At 41.0% G+C, this 25,760-nt stretch carries 21 protein-coding genes and 1 pseudogene; 16 read left to right on the top strand and 6 right to left on the bottom strand.

Annotated elements, in window-relative coordinates:
* Positions 1-248: 248 nt before the first annotated feature.
* Positions 249-821, bottom strand: coding sequence for an elongation factor P (gene efp / locus AC2SLP_RS00385; protein WP_486534580.1), 573 nt, complete (start codon positions 819-821; stop codon positions 249-251).
* A 57-nt stretch (positions 822-878) separates the two neighbouring features.
* Here efp and epmB point away from each other — a divergent pair, with 57 nt between their 5' ends.
* A complete protein-coding gene (epmB, locus tag AC2SLP_RS00380) occupies positions 879-2,081 on the top strand; it encodes an EF-P beta-lysylation protein EpmB (protein ID WP_486534578.1) in 1,203 nt (400 codons plus the stop codon).
* A 256-nt stretch (positions 2,082-2,337) separates the two neighbouring features.
* Positions 2,338-2,931 carry a c-type cytochrome gene (locus AC2SLP_RS00375; RefSeq protein ID WP_486534576.1) on the top strand — a complete coding sequence of 198 codons (594 nt, stop codon included), beginning with the start codon at positions 2,338-2,340 and terminating at the stop codon, positions 2,929-2,931.
* 70 nt (positions 2,932-3,001) lie between these two features.
* Here the strand turns inward: AC2SLP_RS00375 and AC2SLP_RS00370 are convergent, their stop codons facing one another.
* The 3 genes from AC2SLP_RS00370 to radC form a co-directional block, all read right to left on the bottom strand.
* On the bottom strand, positions 3,002-3,604 hold the full coding sequence (locus AC2SLP_RS00370) for a M23 family metallopeptidase (RefSeq protein ID WP_486534812.1): 603 nt from the start codon (positions 3,602-3,604) through the stop codon (positions 3,002-3,004).
* 368 nt (positions 3,605-3,972) lie between these two features.
* Entirely contained in the window at positions 3,973-6,876 is a 2,904-nt protein-coding gene (locus AC2SLP_RS00365) for an acyl-CoA dehydrogenase (RefSeq protein WP_486534574.1), read from the bottom strand.
* A 628-nt stretch (positions 6,877-7,504) separates the two neighbouring features.
* Positions 7,505-8,185 carry a RadC family protein gene (gene radC, locus AC2SLP_RS00360; protein ID WP_486534573.1) on the bottom strand — a complete coding sequence of 227 codons (681 nt, stop codon included), beginning with the start codon at positions 8,183-8,185 and terminating at the stop codon, positions 7,505-7,507.
* A gap of 525 nt (positions 8,186-8,710) precedes the next feature.
* Here radC and coaBC point away from each other — a divergent pair.
* The 5 genes from coaBC to AC2SLP_RS00335 all read left to right on the top strand — a co-directional run bounded on the left by coaBC (position 8,711) and on the right by AC2SLP_RS00335 (position 12,583).
* Entirely contained in the window at positions 8,711-9,958 is a 1,248-nt protein-coding gene (gene coaBC / locus AC2SLP_RS00355; RefSeq protein WP_486534572.1) for a bifunctional phosphopantothenoylcysteine decarboxylase/phosphopantothenate--cysteine ligase CoaBC, read from the top strand.
* Positions 9,959-10,024: 66 nt separating this feature from the next.
* Positions 10,025-10,852 (top strand): oxygen-insensitive NADPH nitroreductase, encoded by an 828-nt coding sequence (gene nfsA / locus AC2SLP_RS00350; protein ID WP_486534571.1) that lies wholly within the window; start codon positions 10,025-10,027, stop codon positions 10,850-10,852.
* A gap of 37 nt (positions 10,853-10,889) precedes the next feature.
* Entirely contained in the window at positions 10,890-11,081 is a 192-nt protein-coding gene (locus AC2SLP_RS00345; protein ID WP_486534570.1) for a hypothetical protein, read from the top strand.
* Position 11,082: 1 nt separating this feature from the next.
* Positions 11,083-11,844: a sulfite exporter TauE/SafE family protein gene (locus AC2SLP_RS00340; protein WP_486534569.1), complete on the top strand. Its 762-nt coding sequence runs from the start codon at positions 11,083-11,085 to the stop codon at positions 11,842-11,844.
* Between the two features lie 52 nt (positions 11,845-11,896).
* Positions 11,897-12,583, top strand: coding sequence for a DNA-3-methyladenine glycosylase family protein (locus AC2SLP_RS00335; protein WP_486534568.1), 687 nt, complete (start codon positions 11,897-11,899; stop codon positions 12,581-12,583).
* A 153-nt stretch (positions 12,584-12,736) separates the two neighbouring features.
* On the opposite strand, the gene rsmI is transcribed toward AC2SLP_RS00335, so the two are convergent.
* Complete coding sequence (gene rsmI, locus AC2SLP_RS00330) at positions 12,737-13,624, bottom strand: 16S rRNA (cytidine(1402)-2'-O)-methyltransferase (protein ID WP_486534567.1); 888 nt, start codon at positions 13,622-13,624, stop codon at positions 12,737-12,739.
* 149 nt (positions 13,625-13,773) lie between these two features.
* Between rsmI and AC2SLP_RS00325 the strand changes: the two genes are divergently transcribed.
* The 7 genes from AC2SLP_RS00325 to hisC all read left to right on the top strand — a co-directional run bounded on the left by AC2SLP_RS00325 (position 13,774) and on the right by hisC (position 21,527).
* Positions 13,774-14,262, top strand: a complete 489-nt coding sequence (locus tag AC2SLP_RS00325; RefSeq protein ID WP_486534566.1) for a YraN family protein — start codon at positions 13,774-13,776, stop codon at positions 14,260-14,262.
* A gap of 369 nt (positions 14,263-14,631) precedes the next feature.
* Complete coding sequence (locus tag AC2SLP_RS00320) at positions 14,632-15,675, top strand: BON domain-containing protein (protein WP_486534565.1); 1,044 nt, start codon at positions 14,632-14,634, stop codon at positions 15,673-15,675.
* A gap of 200 nt (positions 15,676-15,875) precedes the next feature.
* A complete protein-coding gene (locus tag AC2SLP_RS00315; RefSeq protein WP_486534564.1) occupies positions 15,876-16,130 on the top strand; it encodes a BolA family protein in 255 nt (84 codons plus the stop codon).
* Positions 16,131-16,396: 266 nt separating this feature from the next.
* Positions 16,397-17,674: a UDP-N-acetylglucosamine 1-carboxyvinyltransferase gene (gene murA / locus AC2SLP_RS00310; RefSeq protein ID WP_486534563.1), complete on the top strand. Its 1,278-nt coding sequence runs from the start codon at positions 16,397-16,399 to the stop codon at positions 17,672-17,674.
* A 47-nt stretch (positions 17,675-17,721) separates the two neighbouring features.
* Entirely contained in the window at positions 17,722-18,393 is a 672-nt protein-coding gene (gene hisG / locus AC2SLP_RS00305; protein WP_486534562.1) for an ATP phosphoribosyltransferase, read from the top strand.
* A gap of 421 nt (positions 18,394-18,814) precedes the next feature.
* Positions 18,815-20,113, top strand: a complete 1,299-nt coding sequence (hisD, locus tag AC2SLP_RS00300; protein ID WP_486534561.1) for a histidinol dehydrogenase — start codon at positions 18,815-18,817, stop codon at positions 20,111-20,113.
* 313 nt (positions 20,114-20,426) lie between these two features.
* Positions 20,427-21,527 (top strand): histidinol-phosphate transaminase, encoded by a 1,101-nt coding sequence (gene hisC, locus AC2SLP_RS00295; protein ID WP_486534560.1) that lies wholly within the window; start codon positions 20,427-20,429, stop codon positions 21,525-21,527.
* Between the two features lie 192 nt (positions 21,528-21,719).
* Here hisC and AC2SLP_RS00290 read toward each other — a convergent pair.
* A pseudogene (locus AC2SLP_RS00290) lies at positions 21,720-22,928 on the bottom strand (anthranilate synthase component I family protein); the annotation flags it as partial.
* Positions 22,929-24,012: 1,084 nt separating this feature from the next.
* Between AC2SLP_RS00290 and AC2SLP_RS00285 the strand changes: the two are divergent.
* Positions 24,013-25,167, top strand: coding sequence for an EcsC family protein (locus tag AC2SLP_RS00285; RefSeq protein WP_486534559.1), 1,155 nt, complete (start codon positions 24,013-24,015; stop codon positions 25,165-25,167).
* A 243-nt stretch (positions 25,168-25,410) separates the two neighbouring features.
* Positions 25,411-25,689: a type B 50S ribosomal protein L31 gene (locus AC2SLP_RS00280; RefSeq protein ID WP_077449633.1), complete on the top strand. Its 279-nt coding sequence runs from the start codon at positions 25,411-25,413 to the stop codon at positions 25,687-25,689.
* Positions 25,690-25,760: the final 71 nt, after the last annotated feature.

Raw genomic sequence — 25,760 nt, 5'->3', positions numbered from 1 at the left:
ATAAAAGGGTGATAATTAAATAAATTTAAGCGATTAAGAGAAGCTGTTAATCATAGTAGAAGAACTGATAATCAATGCAGTTTAAACATTAGAGATGGCTTGCGCATAAAAAAGTCAGATTCATATACTGTGATTTCATGGTAGTAATATTGACTACCCTTAACCAGTACCAGTTTTAGAATCTGACCATCAATTACGGCTTTAAATTTTAAAACCTGACATCATTAACTTATCAATGAGTTTTAAGCCTACTGAACCCGAGTTTGGTAATCCCCTGTACGAGTATCTACGCGAACCACTTCGTTTTGCTGAACAAATAAAGGCACGCGAACGGTGGCGCCTGTTTCAAGCGTGGCAGGCTTGCCGCCCCCGCCAGATGTATCACCGCGCACACCTGGATCTGTCTCTACTATTTCAAGCTCAACAAAGTTTGGAGCGGTAACAGACAACGGCACACCATTGAACAAAGTGATGGTACATAAATCGTTACCGTTTTCTTTTAACCATTGCTTCGCATCTTCCATTGCAGTAGCATCTGCCTGAAGCTGCTCATAGGTTTCTGGGTGCATAAAATGCCAAAACTCACCATCATTGTATAAATAGTTCATTTCGGTATCTACAACGTCTGCCGCTTCTAGACTTTCACCTGATTTGAAGGTTTGTTCCAAAACTTTACCGGTACGCAAGTTACGCAGTTTGACACGGTTGAATGCCTGACCTTTACCTGGTTTTACAAATTCATTTTCAATGATTGCACAAGGGTGGCCGTCATACATAACCTTTAGGCCAGCTTTAAATTCGTTGGTTGAAAAACTTGCCACAATATTGCTCCTGATACTAATTAAATTTATAACTCATAATCATTTATAATACGCTCCATGATAAACCATTTGAACAAACAAACAAACCTGAAAATACCGATTTACACCGCAAACACTAGTGATATCAAGCATGCAATCAGTGTAAAACAATGGGGATCCGCCCCAAACGCAGAAAAAAGCACTTGGCAAGCTAAGTTAGCGGATGTAATTACTGACGTCGATACTCTATTGTCGCTGCTAAATTTGAGCGAATACAAAAATGAGCTTTATGGGCCGTATCGTTCTTTACTGTCGGATAGCTCTGAGATAACCAGTAACTCTGAAATGATGCAAAGCCCTGATATGCCAAGTAGCTGGGAATTACCCCATGCATTTAAACTAAGAGTACCAAGAGATTTTGTCAAAAAAATGCAGCTTGGCAATATAAACGATCCCTTATTACGTCAAGTTTTGCCAGATCCTCGCGAATTAACAAAGATAACTGGATTTGTGACAGATCCGCTTGCAGAAAATGAGATGAACCCTATTCAAGGTTTACTACATAAATACCAATCACGTATTTTAGTGACCGTTACGGGGGCCTGTGCGATACATTGTCGCTACTGCTTTAGACAGCATTTTGACTATCAAGCCAACATACCTAAAACCGAACAGTTAGTAGTTATAAAGCAATATATTCGTCAACATCCTGAGGTTAATGAGGTCATATTGAGTGGGGGTGACCCTCTAAGTGTGACCAATCGCCGCTTGTTCTTATGGTTAGAAGCACTCGAAGATTTGCCGCAAATCACCACCATTCGCTTGCATACACGATTGCCCATCGTCATACCAGAGCGGTTAGATAATGAGTTGCTAAAACGATTGCAATCAAGCTGTTGCCATATAGTTATGGTCGTACATACCAACCATGCCAACGAAATAGATAATCATACGGCACACTATTTGATGCAGGCTAAGGCCAGTGGTATTACGCTTTTGAATCAGGCGGTGCTACTTAATAATATTAATGATACCGTAGCGGATCAAGTCGCACTAAGCGAGCGTTTATTTGAAGTCGGCATATTGCCATATTATCTACATTTGCTTGATAAAGTAGAAGGCGCTGCCCACTTTGATATGCACCAACAAAAAGCCGTCGCTTTGTACTGGCAAATGTTGGCCAAGCTTCCAGGCTATCTGGTTCCTAAATTGGTGCAAGAGCTACCTAATAAGCCCTTCAAAACCCCTGTAGATGTGTATCAATTTCAATCGAAGGATTAACCGGATATTGCTAGACTTTAAACTAGGGCGTGTCTTCATTTGGAACTTTAAGATTTATGGGCTAAAAGATGGCTATATTTTAGCCAAACTGTGTCTAATTTCTAGCTAATATATCTATATTATTTGCGAAATTATCCTTGTTTGACAAAAATCTATCTCACCTTTAGCCACATAATCCAATTGAAGACACGCCCTAATAATTATAGATAGCTTGTATCAAACCATCATTTCATAAATATAGAATAGTGAGTGTAAAATGTCTTTACGTTTTCATAGTTTAATTGCCAAAAAATGTGTTTTGAAATTAAATGAACACTCTAAAAAATCCAATCAGCTACTTAATAATCCTTTTTGCTTTAAAAGCCTCTGCTTTATAAGGCTGAGCTTTAAAACCCCGCTTCCTACAAACCTTAGCAGGTTGTCTGTAGGTATAGCCATTCTGACAATGTTTGGCTGTACACCAACACCGCCAGATCACCGAGCGCAGGTGACAGCGCCTATTTATGAAGGAGGTGATGCAGATAGAGGTAAAGAGCTGTACGAAGAATACTGTGAACAATGTCACACACTGCGTCCAGGCAGCAACAAAAAAGGCCCGCAACTCGTTGGGGTTTATCATTCGCCCTCTGGTGTATTGGATGATTATAATTATAGTGATGTCATGGACAATGCAAATTGGATCTGGGATTTTGAAACTTTAGACCCTTATATTGCTGACCCTGAAGCTGTGCTTCCTGATACGCGTATGCTTTCTGATCCAATTCCTGATGCGCAAATCCGAAAAGATATCATTGCCTACTTATCCACGTTAGGACGAGATGCGCCGCCCGTAGAGAATCAAAATCAGTAATTAAGGGCTTAATCCTAAGACGTACAGTGGTTGCGTCTTAAATTTTGCCTACCGCTATTTGTGCTTACCGTTATTTCTGCAATAGAGGGTAAGGGTTTACAGCACCTGATGCAGTGTATACTCCATAATGAAGATGGGGCGGGGTGCCTTTGGCATTACCACTATCGCCAACATAACCTATGATATCTCCAGCCTCTACCCAGTCACCTACCTTAATGTCTCCATAATCCTCAAGGTGTGCGTAATAATGACCGACACCCCCGGGACCAGTAATAGAAACAATATTGCCGCCTAGGGTATTCGTTCCTACTTTAAGCACAATGCCCTGAGTGGTGCTCATAATGGGCGTATGCCGCTCCGCAAATATATCTATCCCTTGATGCGATCGCCCATTACTACGTGCAGCCCCCCATGTATCTGTCAAATGAGCGCCCGCTACAGGATTCGGTAAACTATTTACCGATGGCGGCTCTCGCCTTAGAAGTTTTGTATAATTGATAGAGTAATTGATTCGGCTTACAGTTGATTCAAGTTCGTTTGTCACACTTTTGGGTAGTTTATCAGCTGCTTTGTCGATAAAATTATCTGACAAATAATCTAAAAATGGCTCAGGAATATAAGCGGCATAATAATGACTAGGAATAACCACAACTAAAGCCCCTGCCAGTACCATTAAAGATACTAATTTAAACACCCATTTAATCATCCTAAAAATGGGATTAGCACGTGAAGACGATTTGGCAGGTGAGACTTTTTTCGAAGAAGGTTTTAGCATAGAAAAATGTGACGTGACTGATAAATAGTTAAGATCGAAGAATGAAGCATAAAGCCTTAAAAGCTAAAAAATAGCTAATAATCGTCTAATTATTATCTAATAAATAGTTAAAACCGTACCATCTAGGTACGGCTGGTTTAAATCTTAATGAGTTTTAGGGTTAACTAAACGCCTAACCTTAGATAGAGTGACCTTAATCTAAGACAAGCTATCAATCCCAATATGGTCACAAAGTTACTAGTCATATGAACATCACTACGATGCAGTTAATCATCGTGTCGCTTGGATGAATTTGATTGGTTGTGAGCGTTTAAACGAGACTCAGCTTCCCGTTGATGATTTCGAGCCATACGCTGCTCAAGGGTCATCTCCGCATCACGAATTCTAGGATCTAAAGCTTCGACATCTGGATGGGCATCATTGAAATCTGTTTGATCAACGTTTTTTTGAATCGTATTTTGTTCATCGGCCATGGTAACATCGCCATCTTGCTCGTACCCATGTGCGCGATTCTCATCGCCAGTATGTTCCTCTATGTCTAAATTATTTCGTATACCCTCTTGTGCATCGTAATTATCAATGGCTTGAGCATCTTTATCAAGATCTTTAGCAATTGAATCAGAATGAGACGCACTCTTCGGGTTTGCAATGGCTTCGATGACATAAGGCGTTAGATTCTCAGCCGCATTTTCTAACGTGTGCGAATTTTCACGCGGCTGTGCATATTCTAAATGCTCATCAAAGGTGTCTGTTAATAAAGCATCAAAACGAACGGCGTTATACTCAATCAGCTGTTCTGATTCTTCACTTGTGATATTACCATCCCTAAGCGCGGTTAATACGTGATCCTCAAAGGTTAACCCCATGAACTTACCTTTGTGTTCAGCTTTTTTGAAGTTTTGCCATAAAGGTTCTACTTTGAGCAGCATTTGATACGCATTTTCTAAACGGCCCGTGGTGTCTTCAGGATCGGTCGTATAATAAACAAACTTTTTAAGCTGATCACGAAATGGGTTGTCTGCGCCATCCTGCATTATCAGATCACCCACGAGGCGTCTTAATTCATCACTAGGTTTATCAACAAACCTGCCACCAGGGAAGCAAACAAACTTAACTAGTCCTGCCGCCATACGGTTTGGAAAGTTGGCATAAAACTCAAAAAAGGCATCTTGGATAGTGTTTAAAGAATTTTCAAGCGCCAATTGAGCATGCTTTTTTTCAGATTCAGACTGAGTGCCATGCGCGTAAAACTGCAAAATGGCCGTCATAATAAACAAATGGGCATGAATGTCAGCTAAGCGACCAGAGAGCATCTCTTTACGTTTTATATCACCCGCCAAGATACCTAAGGCCATATCTGCCGTTAAGGCAAAGTTTGCACTCAAGCGGTTAATGGTCTTGTAGTAAGGGCGTGTAAAGCTGTCTGCAAAGTCAGGCGCTTTACTACTACCCCCAAAGTAACCGGCAATAAACGACTTAGCGCCGCGATTGAAGGTATATCCTAAGTGTTTAAAAAACATGTTGTCGAAATCTTTTAGCGCTTGCTGTTTATCATCGCTTTGAAGCATTTGTAGCTCATCAAACAGATAAGGATGGCAGCGCATAGCGCCTTGCCCAAATATCATGAGCGAACGGGTTAAAATATTCGCGCCTTCAACCGTGATAGAAACTGGAATAGCTTGATATGGCAAGGCTAAAAAGTTACGTGGCCCTAACTGAATGGCTCGTCCACCCACAATGTCCATACCATGATTAACCAAATCACGCATGGTTTCAGTCGCATAATACTTCGCCATTGCTGTCATAACTGAGGGCGTGCCGCCTTGGTTAAGACCACATGTTACCAAATGACGAAATGCTTCGAGCATATAGGTTTTGCTTGCGATGTCGCTACTGGCTTCTTGTACGCCTTCAAATTTGCCCACAGAAATTTTAAACTGCTCACGAATTTTAGAAAATGCACCGACATTTAAATAGCCCATTTCACCAGCTGCAGTAGATAAAGCAGGCAATGAGATACCGCGACCCACCCCTAAACACTCCATAAGCATACGCCAGCCGCGCCCTGCATTTTCAATACCACCAATAATAAAATCGAGGGGTATAAAAACATCTTTACCAACGACGGTACCATTCATAAAGGGTGAGCCAGGGTTATGACGTGGACCAACCTCTACCCCTTCATAATCTGCTGGAATAAGGGCGCACGTAATACCATAGTCCGTTTTGTTTTTATCCCCTAACAGCCCCTTTGGATCGTGAAGCTTAAAGGCCAGTCCGACCACTGTTGCTATGGGGGCAAGTGTAATCCAGCGCTTGGAGAAATTCATGTTTAAGCCAAGTACTTCTTCACCTTGATACTGTCCATAGCAAATAACGCCAGTATCAGGTATAGCGCCTGCATCAGATCCTGCTTCAGGTCCCGTTAAGCCAAAACAGGGGATTTCAGTACCATTGGCAAGCCCGGGTAACCAGCGCTGTTTTTGCTCCTCACTACCGTAATGCATGAGTAATTCACCCGGTCCAAGCGAGTTTGGAACCATACAGCTCACCGCTGCGGTCAAACTACGTGAGCCGATTTTGCTCATAACTCGGCTTTGTGCATAGGAGCTAAATTCACGACCTCCGTAACTTTCAGGAATAATTAATCCCAAAAACCCATTATCTTTAATAAATTGCCAAACGTGTGGCGGTAAGTCTTTTTCATGATGATGAATTTGCCACTCATCGAGCATTGAGCATAGCGTTTCGGTCTCATTATCCAAAAACGATTGTTCTTTATCAGATAGCGTGGGAAAAGGGTAGCTTGAGAAGGTTTCCCAATTTGGCGCCCCCATAAATAGCTCTTTTTCCCACCAGCTCGTGCCCGCATCCAAGGCTTCGCGCTCGGTATCGCTCATGCTTGGCATGGCTTTGCTTAACGTATTATAGACAGGCTTACTTATTAAGGATTTTCTTAGGAACGGAATGAATAGAATTAAACAGATCAAAATTATTGGAATGCCCAGTACTAATGACCAAGGGTTTATAAATGCAGCAGCGATGGCAACTAAGATAAGAAGCGCGGCGCCAACTGTTCGACTAAGTCCCATTAAAAACACCAGCAATAGTGCAAGAAGCTGCATTAATATTGCAAGTATCAGTAAGCCAACAAAAGAGAATGCGATCATAGTCATAAAACCAAAATAAAGTGTTTAAATCAAAAGTATTTTAAATATGCCAAAGTAAGCACGTCACACAAATAAAGCAATAACGAGAGCTTAATTTAAGCTTATATACTATTTATAACAAATTTAGCGTAAAAATTTATTGTTTTATAGTACAAAGTATGAAGATTTAACGCTTTATCAACGAAATTATCAGTTTGATAGCTCTAGCTGATTCTAACTGGCCGTTATTTATATTAATTTTTATAAAATAAGTTTTTGATAAAGTGGGTTTTTGATAAAATAGTTTTTGGGCAAGACAATGTAATCTAAGTGTGTTTTAAGTTGAATGAACAACTGGGCTGAAACGACAGCTTAGAAACCGTTCGTCTAGACAAAATTAAGTAGCAGAAAATGTAAAAATAGAAAGCTTTAAATAATTAATTTAAAACGACTATTGACTTAAAACGATGATCGACCTTAAACGGCTAATGATTCAAAACGACTATTGGCTAAAAATTAGTCTCAGCCAAAGCAAGCATTCTAGGGCATGTGCCAAATATAGACCATTTAATATGATTTGATTAATATGATCTTATTAATAGGGTGGTTTGATATGATTTGATTAATATAGTGGTTTGATATGTCCTGTCTAATAAGGATAAGTGCCTTGTTCGGCAAAAGACAAGGTTTGATTGCGCCCAACGATGATGTGATCCGCTAAGTTTAAATCAACAAGATCACAGGCCTGTTTTAACTTTTCAGTCAAATGAATGTCTGCTTGCGATGGCGTCGCGTCTTGATTGGGATGATTGTGAGCGACAATAAGCTGACTGGCGCCATGTTCGATCGCATGACGTAGTACTTGTTTGATACAGACTGAACAAGATGAAATGCCGCCCACAAATAGCACTTTATAATCCAGTAATGACAAGCCATTATCTAAGCACAATACTGCAAATACTTCTTGGTTCTCGCGGCGTAGCTGCGTAGTCACATAATCCTTGACGACCTGAGAGCGGTTCAAACGATTGCCCGTTTTAAGCTCACTATTTAAATAGCGTTTGCCCATCTCCAAGCTGGCGAGCAATTGGGCATATTTTGCACTACCAATACCATGACAGGACAGCACCGTCTGCTTTGGCGCAGCCAGTAATTCTGCGATACCTCCAAACTCATGAATAAGGCAACGTGCCAGATCAAGTGCAGAGTGCCGTTTGGTGCCTGTACGTAAAAATATGGCCAGTATCTCTGCATCAGTCAAACTTTCTGCACCATGATTCAGTAGCTTTTCGCGCGGTTGGTCGTCCTGATGCCAGTCTTTTATTGCCATATATAAGTAACTTGAGTAAAGAGGTTTAAAGAAATGTATAACAGACCCTAATTTATAGTCATAATATACAATTTAAGGCCGTAGTTTATCAAAACTCAACAGTATATGGGCTTAAATTGCGTTTAAATAATTGTAATTTAAAAAATAGTTTCAGTATATAAGTTTTCAGAAATTAAGCTTTTAAATTAATTAGCTTCAAAAATTGATTGGAACATTTGCAAAAAAGTTTCAATATAGTCAAATAAATCTAAAATGGTTACAAGGTAATCGAGTGCAAGTAATAGCATAGTAGGGCGAGCGAAGTTAACACCGTAACCGTTTAGTATTTCGCTGACTATAATAGGTGAGAGCAGTAACTTATTAAGATCTCTGGCCAAAAAGTTGTCCAAAATGCGTCTAAACTTGTTACCATATGCGTTTATGTTTTAGCTCACTAAATTACTCGAAAAATCTTAGCTCAGCTGCTATTAATAACTATAATCAACAATAGCTATCACCAACTGCAACAAAAGGTATCCTTACCCTATGAGCCAGATATTCACTCCGGTCACTACGCAAACCAACAGTATAAAAAATATCATTGTTGCAATTACTGGGGGTATTGCGGCGTATAAAGCGGCCATACTGGCCCGTTTGCTAATAAAAGCAGATTTTGAGGTACGCGTAATAATGACTCAGGGAGCAAAAGAATTTATAACACCGCTAACCTTTCAAGCTTTGACAGGTAATGAGGTTCATACAGAGTTGTTAGATACCACCGCTGAAGCTGGCATGGGACACATAGAATTGGCCAAGTGGGCGGATTTGATGATTATTGCTCCTGCTTCAGCCAATACCCTCGCGAGATTAGCAATGGGTATGGCGGATGATTTGCTAACTACGGTAAGTTTGGCCACTGCAGCACCGGTGGTAATTGCACCGGCAATGAATCAACAAATGTGGGCGCATCCAGCAGTTAGACTCAATATAGATACCTTGGCTGATTTAGGTTATGACGTCATTGAACCTGATAGCGGCATTCAAGCCTGTGGCGATACAGGATCAGGCAGACTTCCAGAGCCTGAGGTTTTGCTACAGCATATCTTATACCGCCAAGCCAAACGTTTGGTACCACAAACATTACAAGGTAAACGAGTCACCATAACGGCAGGGCCCACCGTTGAAGCGATTGACCCTGTAAGATTCTTGTCGAATCATTCATCAGGAAAAATGGGCTTTGCGTTAGCACGCGCGTGTCAGAATGCTGGTGCTGAGGTGACCTTGATTGCAGGCGGTAAGGTAAGCTTAGATACCCCGCTGAATGTCAATCGTATCGATGTTCTCTCAGCCAACGATATGTTACAAGCAGCGACCCAATCAGCAGAGTTAGGGTGTGATATATTTATTGCTACTGCTGCTGTTGCAGACTACCGCACTCGAGATGCAGCGCCGCAAAAAATCAAAAAAACACAAGAGACGATGACATTAGAGCTGGTTAAGAACCCTGATATCTTAGCGACTATTTCGCACGCTCATCCAGATATGTTTGTCGTTGGGTTTGCCGCAGAAACTCAAGATGTTGAAAAGTACGCTCGTGGCAAATTGGCATCAAAAAACCTAGATATGATTGCTTGTAATGATGTCTCTCGTTCAGATATAGGGTTTGCTAGTGATGAAAACGCCATGACGGTATATTTTGCAGATAAGTACCAGCAGCCACCTTCAGCCTTAGATAAAGCTAGTAAGTATAATATTGCAAAACAGCTGGTACAGCTAATTGGTGAAACTCTTTAAACGCAAACGTTTAAAAAAGCGTTATATGGCACACTCACGACTATAAGTAAATTGTTAAGGGCAGCAATGATGCAACATAATACGATGAACCAAAATGCCGTCGACCAAGCCGACGTTATGAACTCAACCATTAAAACATTATTAGAGCACCGCTCAGTGCGTCAGTTTACCGACGAGCCTATCAAACCTGAGGTGCTAACGACTTTACTTGAAGCCGGGCGTGCGGTCTCTACATCAAACTTCTCCCAAGCCGTTAGTGTGGTGCGTATTACCGAGCCGAGCCTACGTGAGCAATTCTTTCAAATCTCAAATAATATAGATGAAGACGCTTATCAAAAGGCCTTAGGGTCTGGTAAAAAATTTGGACATACTTACGTCAAGTCAGCGCCAGAGTTTTTGGTATTTTGTATGGACACACACCGTCACAACCAAGTAGTTCCAGAAGCACATTCCGATTGGATGGAAGTCACTTTAATAGCTGCGGTAGATGTTGCTTTGTTTGCTCAAAATGTATTAACTGCTGCTGAGTCATTAGGCCTTGGCGGGGTTTATATCGGTAGTATGCGAAATGATATTACCCGTGCTAGTAAACTGATCAAAGCGCCAAAGCATGTGGTTCCACTATTTGGTATGTGTTTGGGTCATCCAACTCCAGAGGCAAAACAGGTGGGGTTAAAACCTCGCTTGCCTTTGTCTGTGCTATTATCTGAAAACCAATACTGCCCAGCCAGTGATGAGGCCTTGCAAGAATATAACGACACAGTGCGCGCCTACTATGAGCAGCGAGGGGATAAAGCCTCAGACTGGACACAGCATATGGTCAAAACCTATGGCGAGCCATTGCGCCCAGATGTCATGGATTACCTAAATCAGCAAGGGTTTGCTAAACGCTAAATACTTTACTTATCTAAACGTTATAGGGAATGTAACCATGTTAAATATGACTATGCCTGACATTGGTTTGAAAACTCTAGATTCAATCAAACCCGATAATGTAGTTAGACCACAGCGAGTAAACCAGCATGCATCAAATTTGCAATTCGCTAATCAGCGACTTATAGGGCGGAGTCTAAAAGAGCTGCATCTTAATAATCGACATATTCACATGCAGTTGCTGTTTTAATATGTCAGCTGAAACGCTTTTAAATACATTTATCTTTACCATAGCATCGTTACTACATGGTATTAGCGGATTGGGAGTTACGCTCGTTACGACCACCGCTTTGGCAAGTATGTATCCGCTGCAATATGCCATCATTCTTATTATATTCCCCTCACTTGCGCTCAACCTAATGACATGGATCATCGGAGGCGGGCGCAGTGTCTGGGGTAATATTACCTATTACCTCAAGCACTATTGGCTACTGGCACTTATGAGCTTACTCGGCAGTCTGATGGGCGTTAAGCTGCTGATGTGGGTGGATAGCAGTTATATTTTATTATTATTGGCAGCAGTTATCGCCTTTTATGTTATCAGCAATGCGCTAGGTAAAAAAATCATATTGCCAGCCACCACCCCTGTTCTGATTTGCACAGGGTTGGTAGCAGGTATTATTGGTGGCTCAACCAATGCCATGTCGACCATTTTGCTTATGTATCTGCTCTCCATTACCGATGATAAAAACACCATCGCGAAGGTAGGTAATATGTGTTATCTGTTAGGTAAAGTGGCTCAAATTATTGTATTACGCGAGCCCATTATGGCGTTATCGAGTAGTGAGTGGTCACTCATTGCGCTATTAACTGTTATCTCTATTGCCAGTTTGCTTGTCGGTATCCGCTTGCGTCAGTATTTATCGCAGCAGCACTTTCGTCAGTTGGTATTAGTTATCCTTACCGTATTAGGTATAAGAGTCGGCTGGCAGGGAATTATGTCGCTGATATAAGTGATGCTGATAAGCGATAAAGATATCTTACCGATTTATGGAGTAGCCCTTTATGCAACCAACCTCTAACAATCAATCTTCATCTAATTCTACTACCCCTTTATCAGACGATATCATGACCATTGACGACCTTGATGAGTTAGAACAACACATTCGAGCCCTAATCAAGATTGAATCACGCTTTGCACCTGTATTTGCGCAAGTGGGCGTGCCTAGTTTGCGCCGTAACGCGGGCGGATTTACCGAGTTAATGCGGGCGATGGTGGGTCAGCAGTTGTCGGTTGCTGCGGCTCGTAGCATCTGGCAAAAGTTAGACAGTGCCCGGTTAACCTCACCACAAGCTATTGCTAACGCTGATGATGAGACCTTGCGAGCCAACGGGCTATCTCGTCAAAAAATACGCTATATTCGCTCATTGGTGGCGCACGATATCGATTATGAGGCGCTAACAACTTTAGCGGATGATAAGGTGATTAACACCTTAACCGCTGTGATAGGAATTGGTAAATGGACAGCAGAGATGTATTTACTGTTTAGCCTTGGCAGGGCAGACGTACTGGCCGTGGATGATTTGGCAATTAAGGTGGGCGCTCAAGTATTATTAGGGCTAGAGTCAAGACCTACGCCCAAACAACTTAAAGCATTATCGCAGCCGTGGTCGCCGCATCGCAATGCTGCCAGTTTGTTATTGTGGGCGTATTATGGTTGGCTTAAAGATCGGGATGCGATGCCGATTTAGCCCAGACAGTAGCGGTATACTGCCAGCTTAGGCGTGTTGCGGGGGCTAGGTTTTGAGAGCGTGTCGAGGTAACAGCAATCTCTCAAACTGTGCCCCCGCCACGCCTAGGCTGGGAGATATAGCGGATGGCTGGAGTGGCTACAAAATTAATTCTTATTTATCTTCTTGCAACTCAAGCAACCGCTTATACAACGCATTTTTCTTAACCCCAGTGATATCTGACGCCAACGCCGCGGCTTTTTTGACAGATAAATCCTCAAGCAGGCGTAGCAGTAAAGTGTCATGAATATTGTCATCGGCTGAGTCGCCGCCTACCTCACCGCCAACGACGACGACAATTTCACCTTTTTGTTGATTGTTGTCTGCGGCTACAAAATCAGCCAATTGTGCTAGCGTGGATTTTTTGACTGTTTCAAAGGTTTTGGTCAATTCTCGGCATAGAGTCGCAGGACGGTCAGCGCCAAATATACTTGCCATGTCATTAAGGCTTGCGACGATACGATGCGGCGCTTCATAGAAAATTAGGGTTTCCGTACGGTTGGCGTAGTGTTCTAGTTGTTTGACACGTCCGTGCGTTTTGGCGGGCAAAAAACCGACAAAGCTAAATTTATCTGAGGGCAGCCCCGCCACGCTTAAGGCCCCAATTGCTGCGCAAGCGCCAACAATAGGCACCACATTGATATTGGCTTGATGCGCGGCTTGCACCATTTGATATCCAGGGTCGCTGATCAGTGGTGTGCCTGCGTCGCTTATGAGCGCTACAGGGTGACCGCTTTGCAACATTTCGATGATTTTTGGGGTTTGCACCTCGCTATTGTGCTCATGATATGCCCAAGTTTGGGTGTCTATACCGAAGTTTGATAACAGTTTACCTGACGTTCGGGTGTCTTCGCAGGCGATAATATCCACTTTTTTTAGCGTCTCAATAGCGCGTAGCGTCATGTCGTTCATGTTGCCGATGGGCGTGGCGACGATATATAAATTAGCTGAGGCTGATGCTATCGAACTTAGGGACTTTTGAGTGTCGTCGTGCGCTACCATATAAAACCTTAATACATCTAAACTGTGTGAAAAGTGTTAAATATGACACAAACTGCGTAATCTAGTTAGATTTGCAGGCTGGGTCGATACTATCAGTTTAGCATGTTGTGTTAATATTAAATCATATTACATGCTATTAAGTGAGTATCATGCCTGCAAACCCATCCTTATTAAAATCTCCCACGCAGCGAAATGGTGGGCGGTATGAGCACCTGGCTTCTGAATTTTTGCAGTATCATGGTCTTACCGTGCTTGAGAGAAACTGGCAGCAACCTAAGGTGGGTGAAATTGATTTGATATTGATAGAGCCTGGGCGCACGTGGGATATTTTAGTCTTTGCTGAGGTGCGTAAACGTAAATTATCGGTTTATGGCACAGCAGCGATGAGTGTGACGCGCGCTAAACAAAGAAAGCTGATTAAGGTGGCACATTATTTTTTGAAGCAGCATCCGCAATATGCCAATCTTGAATGCCGGTTTGATGTGGTTGCCTATGATGAGTCTACAACCTATTCTAAAGCGCATTCTAATCAAAATGCGTTGTCTCAACAGGAGCTATCAAATGATAGGATAGTAGCGGCGCACGATATGAATTCGCCTGAGTGGATACAAGGTGCGTTTATGGCATCGGCTTGGTGAGTACCTTAATTACAATACGTTTTCTTGGCGAATGCTTTTAAGTGGCTGTTTACAAGTAACTGTTAATAGATGACTGATTAAGGGAATTTGTTTAAGGGTAACTTTTTAAATAGTTACGTAATGTGTCTTATAATATTATTGTTTCTAGTTAAACTAAAGCTACAATAATTGAGTGCTATAAAATAGGGCATGTAAAACAAGGTATTCAAAAACAGGATATTTAAAAACAGGGTATTCAAAAACAGAATATTTAAAAACAGGGTATGTAAGTAGCGTTCAATTATACTTTTAATAAATAGCCTTTAATGAATAGCGTTTAATGAGCAAATAAATTAAAGACGTATGAGCAAACATAAGGACATATTAATCATGGTGAAATCTGGTTGGCGTAGTAAGGCTACAACTAATAAAAGCGCGGGTATTAATATAAGTAAGGCTACTTTTTGCTTTATGTTAAGTGCTACATTCTTATCGGGTTGTAGTACGTTGCAGCCCAATCAACCACCAGGGACGTATGGGGTTCCCGCTACAGATCGCACGATTGCACAGCGCATTTTGGATAAAAGTATTGAAAATACGGCCAAAGCCAACATTCACGCCTTAGACGATACTTTATCTCAGCGCAGCCGTCTTAGTGTAGATAGCTTTTATAGTAATGTATTACTGACAGGTGAAGTTCCAGATAATGAAACCAAACAAAAGATTAAGCAGATTGTGTCATCAATGCCAGATGTAAAGCAGACCTACGATTATTTGAATGTTGGACCGCAAAAAGGAGCCAGTTATACGGTTCATGACGGTTATATAACTTCAAAAATATCAGCGAAGGTATTAAATAGTAATGTCCTTAGTATTTCACAGATTGATGTTATCACCGATGACGGTGTTGTTTATGTCATGGGTAAGCTTACCCCAACCCAACGTGGTCATTTAATCAATATTGTAGAGCGTACTGTGGGAATAAAAGAGCTCGTATTATTAACAGACTTGATAGACAATAATGGCGCCATAATTGATGAGAATAACATCAGTCAAGAAGAAGGGCTTGAACCGCCTTTTGAGCGCTATATAATTACGGACTCTGTAGCAACGCCTGCCCCTGCCGCACAACCAAACAGTTATGGTCAGCCTAATCCCAATATCCAGCCGTATAATCCATCCAACGCTGGATATAATCAGCCTAGTCCATCGTCATACCCAGCTAATCCAACTTACAACCCAGCAAATCCAAGTTTCAATACACCTAATACACCTAATACACCTATTCAGAATGGGACAATACCCAGCGCGCCTGCCCAAAGCGCGCCAGCGCAAGGCAATACAAGCCAGCAAGGATCAAATGGGGCTTCTACTAATGGTGCGTCAAGTAGTCCATATATAGAGATGTATAAGGATGAGGTACCTGGTTGGTAAAGAGTGTATGAGTTAATAGGGTCTATAGGTTAATAACACTTATTGTTTATTTATGAGTTATGTCGAACTATGCTTAATGAGCTGCGAGTTTAAATGTTTTAGGCAAATTTTGTTAAGCCTTGTTATAATCCCCTATTAACAGACCCTAACCATAATATGCATTATAATATCAACCCAAAATTTAATAATAGGTAGATTCAATGAGTATGAACGCTGACGATTTAATCGCTTTTCTACAGCCCCATTTCCCAGATGCATTTATTCAAGCAGCCAATCAAGGCAACAAATTTGATGTGCGTGTTGTCGATTCAAGCTTTGAGGGCAAACGTTTGGTGCAGCGCCAACAAGCGGTTTATGCTTTAGTCAATGATATTATTTCACGCGGTGACATTCATGCGCTCAACATTCAAGCATTGACACCCGCCGAATGGGAAGCGAAACAAGCGGGACAATAAATTCATTGATTTAAGGTATATATTGACTGTTAAATGAAATGTCATAATATACACTTTAGCCATCTCTTAGCCTTGTTTTTAATAACGTTTTTAGAGTTAATTCGATTTAATTTTGTATTTTATATCCACCGCATTTATAATTTTAGTTAGTCTAAGTTTATGCTCATTATAAGATAAGATATTGCATTACAGATGATTGGTAATGCCTTAAACATAACTGATTACAGATGTTTATCTTATCGTCATCCCAGTTAGGACCACACTCAATGGATCAGTTTTTAATTAAAGGCCGCAGCCGTATCGCCGGTGAAGTCACTATTTCAGGCGCTAAAAATGCCGCTTTACCCTTATTGGCAGCCATGATTTTGGCAGAAACCCCAACCACCTTGAATAATGTCCCTTCATTACAAGATGTGCGCACTTTAATCAAATTGATAAGTGGCATGGGCGTTACGATCAATAAAGAGGGGAATACAGTTACCTGTGATACCAGCACTATTGAGAACTATTTTGCGCCTTATGAACTGGTTAAAACCATGCGAGCTTCTATCCTAGTGCTAGGGCCTTTGTTAGCCAGATTCGGTGAAGCTGAAGTGTCTTTACCAGGGGGATGTGCGATAGGCTCGCGTCCTGTGGACCAACACCTAAAAGCGTTTGAAGCAATGGGTGCGATAATTGATGTCGAAAATGGCTATGTGAAAGCCAAAGCGCCTGAAGGTGGACGTCTGATTGGTTGTGAGTTTAGCTTTGATATGGTGACCGTTGGTGGTACTGAAAACGTCATCATCGCGGCAACTTTGGCACGTGGCACTACGGTATTGGAGAACTGCGCGCGTGAGCCCGAAGTAGTAGATCTTGCAAATATGCTGGTAGCCATGGGGGCTAAAATAGAGGGTATTGGTAGCTCAACGATGACGATAGAAGGCGTTGAAAGCCTTAAAGGTTGTGACTATTCGGTATTGCCGGATCGCATCGAAACAGGCTCATATTTAGCAGGCGCTTTAATGACACAAGGAGATGTAACGACATTAAATACAGACCCTAGCTTATTACAGCCCGTGCTACATAAGTTTGAAGAGATGGGTGCTACAATTACCACAGGGGACGATTGGATCCGTGCGCAAATGACGGAACGTCCAAAACCTGTAGATATTAGAACGCAGCCACATCCAGGCTTCCCAACCGACATGCAAGCACAGCTTATGGCGGTATGCTGCTTGGCTGAGGGGACGAGTACCATAAGCGAAAATATTTTTGAAAATCGCTATATGCATGTGCCTGAATTAAGTCGTCTTGGTGCTAATATTACTATCGATGGGCATACTGCCATTGTCCGTGGCGTTGAAGCATTTAACGCGGCTCCTGTTATGGCAACCGATTTGCGTGCTTCGATGTCTCTTGTAATGGCCGCCGCCGCCGCTGAGGGCGAGAGTGTCATCGATCGTATATATCATATTGATCGGGGTTATGAAAATGTGGAAGAAAAGCTGCGTGGCCTCGGGGTAAATATTCAGCGAATCAACCCTAACAAAGACAATTCATAATCACCGGTTATCCTAAGATTTCAAAATTTTATAAGACGCAGCCATCTATGACTGAACACAACGAACTACTTAATCAAGCGGACAGCGACTATGCAGGTTTAACGCTGGCACTCTCTAAAGGTAGAATTTTAAAAGAAACGTTGCCTTTATTAAAAGCTGCGGGTATTGAGTTACTCGAAGACCCTGAGAAATCTCGTAAACTTATTTTTCCAACCTCGCATGATATGGTGCGAGTCCTTATTCTCCGTGCTAGTGACGTGCCGACATATGTCGAGCATGGTGCAGCAGATTTCGGGGTTGCGGGTAAAGACGTGCTACTTGAGTATGGCGCTAAGCATGTGTATGAACTGCTTGATTTAAAGATTGCACAATGCAAGCTGATGACCGCAGGTATTGAAGGGGCTCAGTTGCCCAATCGTCGTCTACGTATAGCCACTAAATATGTGAATGTGGCACGTGCGTACTTCGCAAGCCAAGGTCAACAAGTTGATTTGATCAAACTTTACGGCTCTATGGAACTGGCGCCATTAGTTGGCTTGGGTGATATGATTGTTGATGTGGTTGATACCGGAAACACGTTACGCGCTAATGGTTTAGAACCAGTGGATCATATCTGTGAAGTATCTTCTCGCTTAATTGTTAATCAAGTGAGCTACAAACGTAAATTTGATCTTTTAGAACCCATTCTTGAAAGTTTTAAGAAAAGTATTGCCGATTAGAAACATGACGTCATTTAATTACTAGTTAACTATTAAAGCTCTATGATATAAAGCTATAATTATGTACAGCAAGATTTTAAAAAGTTAGTTGTTCTGAGTTAATTGTATGGTGAATGAGATACAATTACACTTATTGATGCAAAGCATCACTATCGTTAGTGATGCTTTTTTATGCACAAAACCTTAGTACACTATATGAGCGACTATAATCAGCGAAATACTAAACAGTTACAGTATTAACCTCGTTAAGCCTACGTGAGTAGCATTTGTACTCGGTTGCCTTAAAACCATTGTAGACTTCTTTGACTGTATTTTAAATTGAAATCATAGCATTTGAGCCCCATATTAGAGTCATAATACCTACTAAATTTATTTCTATCCCCTATCTTTAAAGTTTATTGAATTTAACAAAGGACTTCGTATGCGTATCTTAACCAGTTCCGATGCCAACTTCGATCAACAACTGGCTGATCTGCTCGCTTTTGAAACTGTTAATGATACTGATCTGCTCAAAACGGTTGATGACATTATTCATCAAGTTAGGCAAACAGGGGATGACGCGGTATTGGCGCTCACCCAAAAGTTTGATTCACACCCAGCAAGCTCAATGCAAGATTTAATTCTCACACAAGATGAGTTAAAAGCTGCCTATGATGAACTGGACGAGACGATAAAAGCTGCGCTAGATACTGCAGCACAGCGTATTAAAAGCTTCCATCAGCGCCAAGTACAGCAAACTTGGGAATATACCGATGAGTTAGGTATCCGTTTAGGTCAAAAAGTCACCCCACTAGATAGAGTGGGTATTTATGTCCCGGGTGGTTTGGCATCTTATCCTTCATCTGTATTGATGAATGCGATACCTGCTAAAGTGGCTGGCGTTAGCGACGTTATAATGGTGGTGCCTGCCCCAAAAGGGGAGCTAAATAAATTGGTTTTAGGGGCGGCATATTTATCTAATGTGGATAAAGTATTTACGATTGGCGGTGCTCAAGCCGTTGCTGCTTTAGCCTATGGCACACAAACCATTCCTAAAGTCGACAAAGTTACTGGACCTGGCAATAAGTATGTGGCTGCCGCTAAGAGAGCGGTATTTGGTCAAGTTGGTATTGATATGATTGCTGGACCTTCTGAGGTATTGGTATATGCAGAGGGTGAGGCTGACGATAATGCACAGTGGTTGGCCATGGATTTATTGTCGCAAGCAGAGCATGACACTGTGGCTCAGTCCATATTTGTCACGACCAGCCGCGAACAGCTGGATGCGGTTGCACGAGCAATTGATGACGCACTTGAACAGTTGCCTAAAGCAGAAATTGCAAGAGAAGCTTTAGAAAATCGAGGCGCTCTGGTATTGGTAAAAGATCGTAGCGAAGGGCTTGACGTTATCAATAAAGTTGCTCCTGAGCATCTTGAGTTATCCTTAGATGATCCAGATGCAGTTATTGATGATATTCGCCATGCAGGTGCTATCTTTATGGGTCGACATACTCCCGAAGCTATTGGTGATTATTGTGCTGGTCCCAACCATGTACTACCAACCTCGGGTACGGCACGTTTTTCATCACCACTAGGTGTTTACGATTTTCAAAAGAAAACATCGCTTATTTATTGTTCTACTGAAGGGTCTAAGTCTTTGGCACAAGTCGCTGATATTCTAGCGATGGAGGAAAATCTTGAGGCCCATGCACGGTCAGCCCGATATCGCAACCAAGAGTAATAAGTAAAACGACAACAACTGTCGCATTATTTTTCTCTAAGGCATTTATAAGGTAAATTTAGTATTTACCAGAGTAAATGTCATGATAATATAGCTAACGATTTTAATTAGTTATGGTGACATCGACTTACCTTGATAGGTATATCGCATTTTATACCAACTTATAAAGTCACATTTCTTTAATAGTCATTAGGCAAGATTAGATTGTAAAATAGGTCTGATAGTAGACTAAATAGACAGCGACTAACGTATTATTTCCAACGTTTTCTAATGATATAAGCCTTCTATTTAAAATAATAATGATGATGAAACTATGGAACAAAAAGTAGAGACTCGATTGTGGTCAATGAGAGCACGTAACCTGACACCCTATGTACCAGGTGAACAGCCAACACATGACGACTTATGCAAATTAAACACCAATGAGAATCCGTTTCCACCTTCTCCAAAAGTGGCTGATGCCATTGCCCAAGTTTTGCATAACCAAGCTGACGAATTAAGATTATATCCTGCGCCTGAGTCTACTGATTTGCGTGAGGCGTTGGCTTCTGCTTATGAGTTAGAACCAGATCAAGTGTTTGTGGGTAATGGCTCAGATGAAGTTTTAGCATTTGTATTTGCTTGTTTCTTCCTAAAGGAGCGTCCATTACTATCACCCGACATAAGCTATAGCTTCTATCCGGTATACGCAGAGACTTTTGATATTGAACTGGTAAAAATTCCATTACGCGAAGATTTTAGTATTCGTACTGATGATTATCGTCAACCTTGTTCGGGTATAATCGTGGCTAATCCCAATGCGCCAACGGGGCTGCTTTTACCTTTAGAGTCTATCGATAAACTTGCGTCAGAGCATCCAAACGCTGTGGTAGTCATTGATGAAGCGTATATCGATTTTGCGGTTTCAGAAGCGGATGAAGGCGTATCTGCGGTCAGTTTAATTAATAAACATGACAACTTATTAGTGACCCAAACGTTCTCAAAGTCACGTTCCTTAGCAGGTCTACGCGTAGGTATGGCGTTTGGTAATGCCTCATTGATTGAAGCATTGACTCGAATGAAAAATAGTTTCAACAGCTACCCATTAGATCGTTTGGCGCAAGCTGGCGCGCAGGCGAGCGTACTTGATACCGCGTATTTTGAAGAAACGTGTCAACAGGTCATTAAGCTGCGTCAGTCTTTAATCAAAGACTTAGAGGCCTTAGGTTTTGATGTCCTACCTTCTCAAGCAAACTTCGTGTTAGCCCGCCCTCAAGGGCTTGACGCTAAACAAGTGGCTCAGAATCTACGCGATCAGGGCATTATCGTACGCTATTTTGATCAGCCTAGATTAGACGAACATTTGCGCATTACAGTGGGTACAGAGTCTCAAAACAAACGTTTGCTTGACGCCCTAAAGCAGATGCAGGACTAACCAAACAAATTACTGAGTTTAAAAATTGCTAAATAAATTAATTAGTAAACTGACGAATAAACTAACAAATTAAAAGGACTGGCAGTAGCACAGCCCTTTTTTTATTGAATAAGTCAGTTGATGGCTCTTTAAACTCTATTTATGTCAGTTATGTCTGCAATAATATTGACAGAGTTTATTCTACAGAGCTGATTATTTTTTAAGTAAGTCGATTAAGTTTCCAACCTTATCAATACACTCTTGATATTCTAGCTGGCTTTCAGATCCCACAGTAATTCCTCCGCCTGCCCATAACGCGACAATACCCTGATTATCAGCTTGCAATGAACGAATCAGAACGTTCCAGTTGCCTGTGCCATCAAAATTCATAAACCCCATCGTGCCACAATATGCGCCTCGAGCGCCAACTTCTAATTCAGCTATAATTTCTACCGCGCGTTTCTTCGGTGTACCCGTTATTGAACCGGCGGGTAAACTGTTAAATAATAGCGTTAATGGATGTACGTCTTCCTTTAACGTCGCTGTAACCGAGCTTACCATGTGATGGACATTGCTAAAGCTTTCAATAGCAAAGAGTTTTGGTACTTTAACACTGCCAGTTTTGGCATATCGGCCAAAATCATTTCTTAACAGATCCACAATCATCACATTTTCTGCACGGTCTTTGTCGCTATTAGCCAATTGGACTTTGAGCCGAGCATCCTCCTCTAAAGACTGACCACGCGGTAGAGTCCCCTTAATAGGCTTGGTCAAAATCTGATGATCACCTTCATCGTTCTTATTAAAAACAATAAATAATTCAGGGGAGCAGCTCAATAATTCAAAGCTCATTTTAGAATGGATTGAATTTTCAGATGCTAAATAACTATTGAGTCCCAAATAGCCTGCATAGGGCGCTTTGGTATTGTTATAAAGTTTGGGCAAGTAGTTGACTAAAGGTGCTACATCTATATTAGCATCATTTATACTTACGGTATTTTGATCAGCGCTAAGGCTAGTGGAACGTTGGGCTGACCATTTTTGCGTTAAGTTTATCTGATAGCTATCGCCGTCATACAAATATTGCTGTGTTTTAGCGAATACGTTGGCATATTCTTGATAGGACCAATGTCTTTTTAAATGTATAGGAGGGGCGTGCAAAGCCAGTTTGTCAGCTTCTAATTCATGAGATAAAAAGACTTCGACTTGCTGTAATAGTTGAATAGCAGCATTGATGGCAGTGGGGTCACAATCTAACGTCCCACACAATTGCCAACTGTTATCATTGGCAGGTTTTAAATATATATCATAATGTCCCATAAAAGCAGCAGGTTGATTGCATAGCGCTATTGATTCATATCTCGGACTTAAAGATTTAGCAGCAATGTCATAACCGATAAAGCCCATTAATCCCTCGCTATAGCTAACTTGAAAATAGCTACCCTGAATATAGCTATCATCTAACAAGTCATCTTCATCTTGATCAGCGCTAAACTTATCAAGACCCTTACAATTATTATCTGATGTCAAAGTTGAAGCAGAATCATGCCGTTCAGAATACTCAATAAGCTCATTGATCCAGTTTGCGTATGACGTTTCATAAGTGTGATGAGTATAGTCAGTTAGTGTATTCGTACTGTCTACGATTTCATGAATACCAACCTCATCCTTAGTTGCTGTTATAGCCTCACTTAGACTCTCATTATTTTGACTACTTTCATGTGTATTCTTATGACATCGGGTGGGCGTCTGACGCATTCCTTTTATTATTTCAACTTTTATTAAGCTAGTCTCTGTTTTCAAAGTCCCTTTTGAAGCGTTATTACTAGGTATGTCATCAGCATGAGAGTTTTTATCATGCTCTTTTTTAGCATGAGAATATTTAGAACAAATGTTAAGAAAGTCAGACGTTGAAATCTCAGCATCTATTTGATTACGCTGTATATTTTGTTCGATATTATGTGCAGATGGAATTGGATTAACTTGCCAATAGACCTTAGGTAACAATCCAATAATAGGATCATGGTCGTTATTTAACCAGCATACTTGCCACGGCAATGACTGGTTTTGAAGCCAACGAGTAGCGCTATTATTCGACTCTATATTATTTGAAGTCTGAATATTTGAAGCGGTATCGTTTGACTGTGCTGCTAATAGGACATGTGTGATATAGGGGAGTAGCTCATGGGCAGGCAAGTGATTGAACGTAAAATGATGATAAATCATACAGGTTAAATATATCCTAAGAAAGTTACTGATTTAAGGTTTGTTTAGGTTGATTAAGTGTTAATAAATGGGTTTAAGATAAATATCAACATAACCCTTTTTACATTGCACCAAACCCTGATAACACTGTTTAAACTGATATTAAGAGAGTTAAATCCTATAATAAAATCATTATTTACATAATTGAATGGATAATTAATTAAGATTATCCTATTTTTATGGCAAATGTATATTTTGTAATTTACTTATAATTCATAATATTAAATATGGGATAACAAATATGAAAGACAATTCTAAAGGTTCTAAAGCACGTAAAATAGTGTTAGGCGGTATTGATACAGCGGGTCATATTGCACGAGATAATCTAGAGCGGTTTGGATCTTTATTAGATTCGCTTAATGCTAAGTCTGGTAAAGCCAGTAATTATAGGGCAGTTGATTTATCTAGCTATAATTCTAAATCTGTGGACAATCTTTTTAGTCAACAAGCTGTAAAGTCCTCACAACAGCTGATCGGTAAGCGTTTTGCAACTTATGGTAAGTATGCCAAAAAAGTCGTACCGAATAGTATTTTTGATAAAGCAACTGACAGTGCATTCACGCAAATAGCGAAACTTGCCGCCTCATGGAGCAAAGTTGATCTTCCCGAGGATCATCGTTTTGAAAATCTAGAAGATTTGGATGACCAGCAAAGAAATGCCTTAGCGCATGATATTGCCAACCAGAATCGCGCTTTAGCAACGCTTGGCGGTGTGACTGGTCTTGCAGGTTTACCAGGCATACTTGCGGACACAATGTGGTTGTTATTAGTCTCTCTACGCACGGTGTATCAGATATCAACCGTATATAACAAGCCGTTAGTGGGTAAAGAAGGCGTGAAAATGGCTTATACCATCTTGTCTAATGCTGATCTTAGCAAAATGCAAGAGAAGCAAGCGCTATTAGCAGGCCTTGGTATGTCAAAAGGGTTGTTGAGCAATGCTCAATCTTCAGGGTTACGCAATGAGCTTAATAACATAGGTTTGCAGAGCTCTAACGTCAAATACTATGCAGAACAGGTTGATAATTTAGCCGATCAATTCAATATTGATATCGATAGTATGAATTTGAATTGGATGTTAAAGTTATTACCCATCTCTTCGGTAATGATTGCGAGTTATTATAACAGTCATTTGATTGAACAGGTTATTGGTGTGGCTAAGGCGACATTCGGTCCTGAGCCAGTGGAAGCTAAAGAAGCCTTAACTGATCAACGCGCGTCTTCTTCTGAGGATAAGGCGTCTGATGATGCTATTACCTCTCATGACAACGTATCTGACGACTATTCGTCTGACGACAACTCATCTGACAAAAAAGATACTGATAATAAGACATCTGATGAAGAAAACACCTCTGATAAGAGCGCTGATTCAGCTGAGTCGTCAACTAAAGATTAAATAAATTTAGTATATCGTAAGATATCCATATGTCGTGAAGAGCTTAGCGGTGATTTTAACTTGCAACTGTGCTAAATAATCGGTAAAATCACCGCCTTAACTTCCCACTGAGGAAGGCTAGAGAAGCAAATGATTGGTGTTTTGTGCTGGAATAAGCCAGTGACAAGGTGGCTAATTATTAAATGCGCTAGTGCCTCAGTTACATACAGCTAAGCTGTATATCGGACATAGAGAGAAATTATTATGCGTAAAGATATCCACCCAGAGTACCAAGAAGTATTATTCCACGACACAAATGCTGACGTGTACTTCTTAACTCGTTCAACTGCTAAAACTAAAGCCACACGTGAGTATGAAGGTAAAGAATATCCTTACTATCCACTTGATATCTCAAGTGCCTCGCATCCTTTCTACACAGGCGAGCAGCGTAAAACGTCTAACGAAGGTCGTGTTGCTAGCTTTAACAAGCGTTTTGGTGCATTTGGCGGACGTAGTAAAGCTAAAAAAACTGACGCTGAGTAATACTCACTTATCTAAACTTAGTAAGTTAGTTAGTAAATTACAGCTTTTGAATAAATTTTATTTATTAAAAT

This window comes from Psychrobacter sp. CX21, from assembly GCF_057396255.1.
This window is presented reverse-complemented; position numbering and strand designations above follow the sequence as displayed.

Bases quoted from the DNA above. Each gene is read 5' to 3' on its own strand.
- epmB (WP_486534578.1), top strand. From the start codon at position 879: ATGATAAACCATTTGAACAAACAAACAAACCTGAAAATACCGATTTAC.
- AC2SLP_RS00375 (WP_486534576.1), top strand. From the start codon at position 2,338: ATGTCTTTACGTTTTCATAGTTTAATTGCCAAAAAATGTGTTTTGAAA.
- AC2SLP_RS00370 (WP_486534812.1), bottom strand. From the start codon at position 3,604: ATGGTACTGGCAGGGGCTTTAGTTGTGGTTATTCCTAGTCATTATTAT.
- AC2SLP_RS00365 (WP_486534574.1), bottom strand. From the start codon at position 6,876: ATGATCGCATTCTCTTTTGTTGGCTTACTGATACTTGCAATATTAATG.
- radC (WP_486534573.1), bottom strand. From the start codon at position 8,185: ATGGCAATAAAAGACTGGCATCAGGACGACCAACCGCGCGAAAAGCTA.
- coaBC (WP_486534572.1), top strand. From the start codon at position 8,711: ATGAGCCAGATATTCACTCCGGTCACTACGCAAACCAACAGTATAAAA.
- nfsA (WP_486534571.1), top strand. From the start codon at position 10,025: ATGATGCAACATAATACGATGAACCAAAATGCCGTCGACCAAGCCGAC.
- AC2SLP_RS00345 (WP_486534570.1), top strand. From the start codon at position 10,890: ATGTTAAATATGACTATGCCTGACATTGGTTTGAAAACTCTAGATTCA.
- AC2SLP_RS00340 (WP_486534569.1), top strand. From the start codon at position 11,083: ATGTCAGCTGAAACGCTTTTAAATACATTTATCTTTACCATAGCATCG.
- AC2SLP_RS00335 (WP_486534568.1), top strand. From the start codon at position 11,897: ATGCAACCAACCTCTAACAATCAATCTTCATCTAATTCTACTACCCCT.
- rsmI (WP_486534567.1), bottom strand. From the start codon at position 13,624: ATGGTAGCGCACGACGACACTCAAAAGTCCCTAAGTTCGATAGCATCA.
- AC2SLP_RS00325 (WP_486534566.1), top strand. From the start codon at position 13,774: ATGCCTGCAAACCCATCCTTATTAAAATCTCCCACGCAGCGAAATGGT.
- AC2SLP_RS00320 (WP_486534565.1), top strand. From the start codon at position 14,632: ATGGTGAAATCTGGTTGGCGTAGTAAGGCTACAACTAATAAAAGCGCG.
- AC2SLP_RS00315 (WP_486534564.1), top strand. From the start codon at position 15,876: ATGAGTATGAACGCTGACGATTTAATCGCTTTTCTACAGCCCCATTTC.
- murA (WP_486534563.1), top strand. From the start codon at position 16,397: ATGGATCAGTTTTTAATTAAAGGCCGCAGCCGTATCGCCGGTGAAGTC.
- hisG (WP_486534562.1), top strand. From the start codon at position 17,722: ATGACTGAACACAACGAACTACTTAATCAAGCGGACAGCGACTATGCA.
- hisD (WP_486534561.1), top strand. From the start codon at position 18,815: ATGCGTATCTTAACCAGTTCCGATGCCAACTTCGATCAACAACTGGCT.
- hisC (WP_486534560.1), top strand. From the start codon at position 20,427: ATGGAACAAAAAGTAGAGACTCGATTGTGGTCAATGAGAGCACGTAAC.
- AC2SLP_RS00285 (WP_486534559.1), top strand. From the start codon at position 24,013: ATGAAAGACAATTCTAAAGGTTCTAAAGCACGTAAAATAGTGTTAGGC.
- AC2SLP_RS00280 (WP_077449633.1), top strand. From the start codon at position 25,411: ATGCGTAAAGATATCCACCCAGAGTACCAAGAAGTATTATTCCACGAC.